General features: G+C 63.7%; 8 protein-coding genes. 1 reads left to right on the top strand and 7 read right to left on the bottom strand.

Annotation, left to right across the window (positions count from 1 at the left end; genetic code table 11):
- The 5 genes from IX761_RS24425 to IX761_RS24405 all read right to left on the bottom strand — a co-directional run.
- Window positions 1-486, bottom strand: a 486-nt coding sequence (locus IX761_RS24425) for a contractile injection system protein, VgrG/Pvc8 family (protein ID WP_267241142.1), incomplete at its 3' end; no start/stop codon positions are given.
- Between the two features lie 340 nt (window positions 487-826).
- On the bottom strand, window positions 827-1300 hold the full coding sequence (locus IX761_RS24420; protein WP_194792074.1) for an Hcp family type VI secretion system effector: 474 nt from the start codon (window positions 1298-1300) through the stop codon (window positions 827-829).
- Window positions 1188-1544: a type VI secretion system tube protein TssD gene (tssD, locus tag IX761_RS24415; RefSeq protein WP_194792073.1), complete on the bottom strand. Its 357-nt coding sequence runs from the start codon at window positions 1542-1544 to the stop codon at window positions 1188-1190. Before tssD ends, IX761_RS24420 begins: the two co-directional genes overlap by 113 nt.
- A 602-nt stretch (window positions 1545-2146) precedes the next feature.
- Window positions 2147-2581 carry an MAPEG family protein gene (locus IX761_RS24410; RefSeq protein WP_194792072.1) on the bottom strand — a complete coding sequence of 145 codons (435 nt, stop codon included), beginning with the start codon at window positions 2579-2581 and terminating at the stop codon, window positions 2147-2149.
- On the bottom strand, window positions 2578-2892 hold the full coding sequence (locus IX761_RS24405) for a DUF2834 domain-containing protein (protein WP_194792071.1): 315 nt from the start codon (window positions 2890-2892) through the stop codon (window positions 2578-2580). Before IX761_RS24405 ends, IX761_RS24410 begins: the two co-directional genes overlap by 4 nt.
- Window positions 2893-3002: 110 nt before the next feature.
- Between IX761_RS24405 and IX761_RS24400 the strand changes: the two genes are divergently transcribed.
- Complete coding sequence (locus IX761_RS24400; RefSeq protein ID WP_228533935.1) at window positions 3003-3890, top strand: helix-turn-helix domain-containing protein; 888 nt, start codon at window positions 3003-3005, stop codon at window positions 3888-3890.
- An 82-nt stretch (window positions 3891-3972) separates the two neighbouring features.
- Here the strand turns inward: IX761_RS24400 and IX761_RS24395 are convergent, their stop codons facing one another.
- A complete protein-coding gene (locus tag IX761_RS24395) occupies window positions 3973-5136 on the bottom strand; it encodes an ATP-binding protein (RefSeq protein ID WP_194792069.1) in 1164 nt (387 codons plus the stop codon).
- Window positions 5137-5244: 108 nt separating this feature from the next.
- Complete coding sequence (locus tag IX761_RS24390) at window positions 5245-6159, bottom strand: LysR family transcriptional regulator (protein ID WP_194792068.1); 915 nt, start codon at window positions 6157-6159, stop codon at window positions 5245-5247.
- Between the last annotated feature and the right edge of the window lie 21 nt (window positions 6160-6180).

Here is a 6180-nt window from a genome sequence, read left to right as displayed (position 1 = left end):
TTCACACAGGCGCTGGATGAATTGCAGGTTGGACTCGTCGTACTGCACGCAGTACTCGCGCTCCGGGTAGATAGCGCCGAGCTGGAACTGGTAGGCGTTGGCGAGGATGCCGTGCTCCTCGAGCACCTGGGCGATGATCTTCGGCACGGTCAGGTGCTGGAACATGCGCTGGTTGATGCGGTGGGCCAGGTACGCCAGCTGCGGGCGTAACGTCACCTGGTAGCGGGTCAGGCGCTTGCCCGACTCGCCTTGCGCGGCGCGGTAGATCAGGCCGTGCAGGCCGCGACCATCGTCGCCGAGCTGAAGGAACGCGGGCTTGTGCAGCAGGCTCTCCAGGTCCAGCGAGGGGCGCTCGCTCACCAGCTCCAGGTCGATGGTGTAGGGCTGGCTGATGGCTTCGTGGCCATCGAAGGCGAGCACCTGGAAGTCGTGCTCCAGCCCGTCGATGTGCAGGCTGAAATGGGTCTGGTTCGCGGCGGCAAACATCCCTGTCCCTCTGTTGCGAGAATTCGGTAGTGGAGCGTCCGTGGCGGCTAGGTGCTAGGCGGGGGCCTTGTGGCGCGCTTGAGATCGAGCGCCGCCCGCGCGGCGCATCGCTGGCAAGCCAGCTCCCACATCTTGCGTGGTCTCTGTAGGAGCGGCCTTGTGTCGCGAAAGGGCCGCGGAGCGGCCCCGGCGATCTTGTGCGTACTCAAGATCCTGGGGGCGCTGCGCCCCCCTTTCGCGACACAAGGCCGCTCCTACAGAAGATCTGTGCCAGACAGATGCGGCGCTCGGGCTCATGGGCGACACGACACTACTGTCGATCGCCCACAGCCCCCCAGGCTTAGCCTGCGACCGGCGCGCGCCAGTCGTCGGAACCGGAAGTACCGGACACTTCGTGGGTCCAGGTGATCTTGCGGTAGGTGAAGTACACGTCTTCCAGGTGGGTGAAGTGGGCGTTGGCCGGGTCCTGGCAGTTGTGCATGTAGTCCTTGATGTCGACGATGATCGCGTCTTCCAGGACGGTGGTGTAGTAGTGCTCCTGGGTGCCCTGGGCCGAGGTGCGGTACCACTTGATCTCGACCTTGGTCATGCGCTCGCCCGAGGTCAGGGCGGCCAGCAGCAGCGGCGAAGCCTTGTCGAATACCTTGGTGATCTTCACTGGCTTGTGCACGCGCTGGCCGGTCGGCTGGCCGGACTGCGGGTCACGCGGGATGATCACTTCGTGTTCGAAGCCCTGGACCATCACCTGGTCTTCGTGGCCTTCCTGGTAGGTGTTGCCCACCGAGTCGGCGGTGAATGCGCCAGCGGTGATCAGACCTTGTTTTTCGCCGGTGACGGAATACCTTGGTGATCTTCACTGGCTTGTGCACGCGCTGGCCGGTCGGCTGGCCGGACTGCGGGTCACGCGGGATGATCACTTCGTGTTCGAAGCCCTGGACCATCACCTGGTCTTCGTGGCCTTCCTGGTAGGTGTTGCCCACCGAGTCGGCGGTGAATGCGCCAGCGGTGATCAGACCTTGTTTTTCGCCGGTGACGGCCATGTAGGCGGGAGTTGCCATGAGTGTTGCTCTCCATGCGTTGAAAAAGTCGCCCGGTGGCAGGAAATTGCCAGGCGGGGGACGCTCACTCATACAAACACCGTGCCAATGTATTTTTGACTATATAAATCAATGATTTAAAAAGATTCACCACTCATTTGGATAAATTTTTCAGCGTCGACCCTTCAAAAGTTGCGCAACTTCTTGCGCAGTGGTGGCAAAAAGTTGCGCAGTTGGCTGTAGGCCTTGTGGCACAAGGCCTACAGCGAAAAATCCGGGATATTTACCGAAACAACTGCGCAACTTCTTGCGCAGTTGACCAAAGAGTCAAACAGGCGAAAAGAATGCACTTTCATTCTCAAAGCAAAAGCTTGCGCGATCCTTGTAGGAGCTGGCGAACACCCAGTGGCTCACACGAACCCTGTAGGAGCGGCCTTGTGTCGCGAAAGGGCCGCAAAGCGGCCACGGCGATCTTGAGGTGTAATCGAGATCCTGGGGGCGCTGCGCACCCCTTTCGCGGCACGAGGCCGCTCCTACAGGTTCATGTGCAAGACAATTGCTCCTACGGTTGGTTTCGGACCAGTTCATGCCCAGCAGCTCGCCGCTACCGGCTGCTGCGCTTGTCAGCCCCCGATTGTAAAAAACCTCTCGACGACCACCCCAGCCAGCCCGATCACACACAGCACGCCCACGCCATAGCTCAGCGTCCGCCATGGTTGGAGCCTCGCCAGGTAAGTCACCGTATGCGCCACCCTCGCCACAGTGAATATGCCCGCCAGCCAAGCGGTCATGCTGGCAGAAGCATCGAACGCCACAGCCAACCCGCCCAACGCGAAGAACATCGGGATGTTCTCCAGATCGTTGCGCCATGCCTGCATGGCCCGGGTCACCTCCGGCCGCTCCTCAAACTGCGCCGAGCGCTTGAACACTGCGGCATCCTCGGCATTGACGAAGGTCAGAAAGCGCAGGCGGAAATAGCCCTGGTAGCAGGAAATCGCCAACATCTTCAAACACAGCACCACCACGCAGCAGGCATAGACCGCCAGAGCGCCGCTCATACCCCGCGCCTCCCGGCGAACCCCTTGACCACGATGTACAGCAACGGCCCCGCCGAAACGAACACCGCCGTCACCAGCAGATAGGGCAAGACGCCAACCCATGCCCCACCCCGTGCCCGGTGGTCGTTCATCATCCAGATACACCCCAGCCCCGCCATCAGATACAGGTCGAACACCACCTGCGCGGTGTCCGGCCTGGCCAGCAGCTCAAGGCCAAAGGCAATCAGCGACTGCTCGGCGCCCACCATCGTCCAACCGGTATACAGCGCGAAAGTCATCAGCACGGGCAACGCAATCCACTCGGCTCTCATCGTCCTCTCCTTGGGTGATTCGCCCCCGGCACAGTAGTGATACAGTCGCCCACGCTTCAATGACCTCACAGGTCATCGACGCCACCGCCAAGGACAGCCAGAGTCGATGCATGAGCCCGCTTCCCTTTCATTCCACGCACCCGCCTGCCGCCACCCGCGCCGGTGAGCATCTGCGCCGCCTGCGGCACCACGCCGGGCTCAGCCAGCTCGACCTGGCGTTGCTGGCCGGTGTTTCGCAACGTCACCTGAGCTGCGTGGAAACCGGCCGCGCCAAGGCCAGCCCCAGTACCTTGCATGCCTTGCTCAGCGCGCTGGACGTGCCCTTGGAGCACTGCAACGCGGTGTTCCTCGCCGCGGGCTACGCGCCGCGCTACGGCGCCTGCGCGCCAGACGCCCCGGCCATGCAAATGGTCCACGCCGCGGTCGAGCACATCCTGCACGCCAACAACCCCGCGCCGGCCATCGTCATCGACAGCAACTGGGATATCACCGCGGCCAACGTCAGCACCGGGTTGTTGTTCGCCATGGCCGGTGTACCGGCAGCCCGCGAGAAGGGGCTCAACCTGCTGGACACGCTGCTGCGCCCGGGCGGGTTGGGTGATCACCTGGTCAATGCCGATGAAATCCGCGCCATTGCCTGGCAACGGGCAGCGCGTGAAGCGCTGGGCAATGCGGATCTCGCACGCCGGTTGCAAGGTTTGCCCGCCCCGCCCGCGCTGGAGCCGGACACGCCGCTGTCACCTGTGGTGTTGACCCGCGTGCGCGTTGGCGAGGGTGAATTGCGCTTCCTGTCCACCTTCACCACTTTCGGCATGCCGCTCGATATCACCGTGGCGTCGTTGCGGATCGAGCACCTGGTGCCTGCGGACAGCCCTACATGGCGTGCCATGACCACGGCGTATGACGCGTGGCATCGCGATGCTGCCCCCCCTGGCAATGGCACCGGCTGCGCCGGTGATCGCGGGCAAGCCCGCTCCCACAGAGGACAGGTGAAATAATCAGCCTACTGCAAGCCACTTGTTCCGTAGGAAACGAACCGATGGTCAGCGCCATGGAAGTCGAAAGCGTACACAAAGTCTCTCAAGGCTTGCCCAGCAGCGCCTGACGCTCGCGCCAGATCTCCTGCACGAACGGATCGGTCACGCCATACAAGCCATGCCCGCGACGAATGATCAGGTTGGCCGCCAGCAACTCGTTGGCGACCGGCTGTACCTCCTCCACGCGCACCTCGCGGCCCACGAACGTCGAATACGCCCCCGCAGCCTCACTGGAAAACACGCCCCGGGTCTCGCCATCCACCGACGCGATGCGCGCGAAGATCGCCTGGGCCAGTACCCCCAGCTCCTCGACCTTCATCAGTTCAAGGTCCGCCGCCGCTGTGCGCAACGTAGCGGCAATCACCGGCAACAGCACATCCGCACCGGCGCTCAGGCTGGGCGAGTGAATCAGTTGCCGCAAGGCGCGGATGAACTCCTCGGGGCGGCTGCCCAAGGTCTTGAACGCGTCGGTCGCCACCTCCAGCGATGGCAGGTTGTCGAGCCCATCCGCCGCCAGTCGCTTTAACCAGAACGCGACGTAGTCGCTGTCCAGCACGGGGTAGGCCACGTTGGTCGCGCCCGCGAAGGCCTGGTTTCGCCGGGCGGTCAATTCATTGACCATCGCGCGATGCGACCCCGTACCGATGAACAGAAAATACCCGGGCGACTTGGGCCGAGGGTTGATGGCATCGCGTGCGGCCTTCAGCGCAAGCATCATCTGCTGCCCGTCGTCCGTGGTAATCGCATGCTGCACTTCGTCAACCAGCAGCACCACGTCGGCCTTGGCCTTGTCCACCACGCAGGTCAGCGCCTCGGCAAGCGTGACACCGCCCACCTCACCCAAAGCGTCTACGTTGAAGCCCAGCTTGAACCCGCCCAGCTCCACTTCGACACCGCGTAGTGCCCTGAGCCTTTGCATGAAGGTTGACGTGGGGCTCTGCAGATCGTTCAGCGCCTTGCGCACGGCAGCGTGGACCAGGGCCACCGGACTGGTCTGGGTATCGCTCCAGAGATCGACATAGATCACCAACGCGCCCCGCGCTTCCAAGGCAGGGATCAAGTCGTTCTTCAGGAACGTGGTCTTGCCGGTGCGACGCAGGCCGGACAAGAACAACCCGGAACGCAGCCCGATATCGAGCGCGGAAGGTTCGAGCAGCTGCTTGGCCATGTCCGCCGCCAGTTCGGGGCGCAGGAAGATGTCGATCATCTGTTTATCCTGAATTATTCATACCCAATAATTATTGGCCGCGAATAATTTCATGTAAAGGTGCTGGGCACACGCCTGCGCACAATGAGCCAGGGTCCTGCCGGTGATCTACAACGTCGTCGCCACCCCACGCCGGTCCAGCTCGAACACCTTGCTGCGCCGCAGGCACTCGCGCAGCCAGCGCTCGGCCTTGCCCGGCCGGCGGCGGCGATGCCAGAGCAGGTCCACGCCCACCAGCCAGTCGGTGTGCGGGTAGGCCTCAAGCTGCAACTCCACCAACTCGCCCGCCGCCAGTTCGCGCTGGATCAACTGCCGTGGCAAGGTCGCCCAGCCCAGCCCGGCGCGGACCATCTCCACCAGCGCCAGGTAGCTCTCCGCCTGCCACACCTGGGCGGCGCGCAGGTACTCGCTGCTCGGCAGCTTCTGCGCATGGGCGAAGAACGCCAGGCGGCGATGGGCGTGCAGGTCGGCGAAGCTCACCGCCGCCAGCTGGGCCAGCGGGCTGCCGGCCTGGCACACGTGGGCCATGATCAGCTTGCCCAACTGCTGGAACTCCAGCTCCTGCGGGTACTGCGGCTGGGCGAAGGCCACGCCGATGCTGGCCTCACCCTTGAGCACCATCTCGCTCACATCGCCGTGTACCGGGTGGCGGATCAGCAGGTCGACATAGGGGAACGCCGCGTCGAACTCGCGCAGCACCGGCACCAGCGGCCCATAGGGTATCTCGATGGCCAGGGTCAGCGAGGCCTCGACCTGCTCCGCCAGGGTATCGGCACTGCCCTCCAGCGCGTAGCAGCGCTCCAGCACGGTCTCGGCCTGCAATAAAAGTTTCTGCCCGGCGGCGGTCAAGGTGGGTACGCGGGGGGTGCGGTCGAACAGCTCCACGCCCAGGTCGGTCTCCAGGTTGGCGATCGCCGCGCTGACGGTCGATTGGGTGCGCCCCAGGCGCCGTGCCGCCGCCGAGAACGAACCGGCCTGCACGGCGGTGGTGAACACCTGCAACTGCTCCAGCGAAAAACGCATGGGACCCTCCCCTTCGAATGG

The sequence above is a fragment of the Pseudomonas sp. UFMG81 genome, assembly GCF_015354575.1.
Lineage (GTDB): Bacteria > Pseudomonadota > Gammaproteobacteria > Pseudomonadales > Pseudomonadaceae > Aquipseudomonas.
This window is presented reverse-complemented; position numbering and strand designations above follow the sequence as displayed.

Excerpts from the sequence above, each read along its gene's own strand:
- IX761_RS24400 (WP_228533935.1), top strand. The coding sequence starts at position 3,003 with ATGAGCCCGCTTCCCTTTCATTCCACGCACCCGCCTGCCGCCACCCGC.
- IX761_RS24410 (WP_194792072.1), bottom strand. The coding sequence starts at position 2,581 with ATGAGCGGCGCTCTGGCGGTCTATGCCTGCTGCGTGGTGGTGCTGTGT.
- IX761_RS24390 (WP_194792068.1), bottom strand. The coding sequence starts at position 6,159 with ATGCGTTTTTCGCTGGAGCAGTTGCAGGTGTTCACCACCGCCGTGCAG.
- IX761_RS24395 (WP_194792069.1), bottom strand. The coding sequence starts at position 5,136 with ATGATCGACATCTTCCTGCGCCCCGAACTGGCGGCGGACATGGCCAAG.
- IX761_RS24405 (WP_194792071.1), bottom strand. The coding sequence starts at position 2,892 with ATGAGAGCCGAGTGGATTGCGTTGCCCGTGCTGATGACTTTCGCGCTG.
- tssD (WP_194792073.1), bottom strand. The coding sequence starts at position 1,544 with ATGGCAACTCCCGCCTACATGGCCGTCACCGGCGAAAAACAAGGTCTG.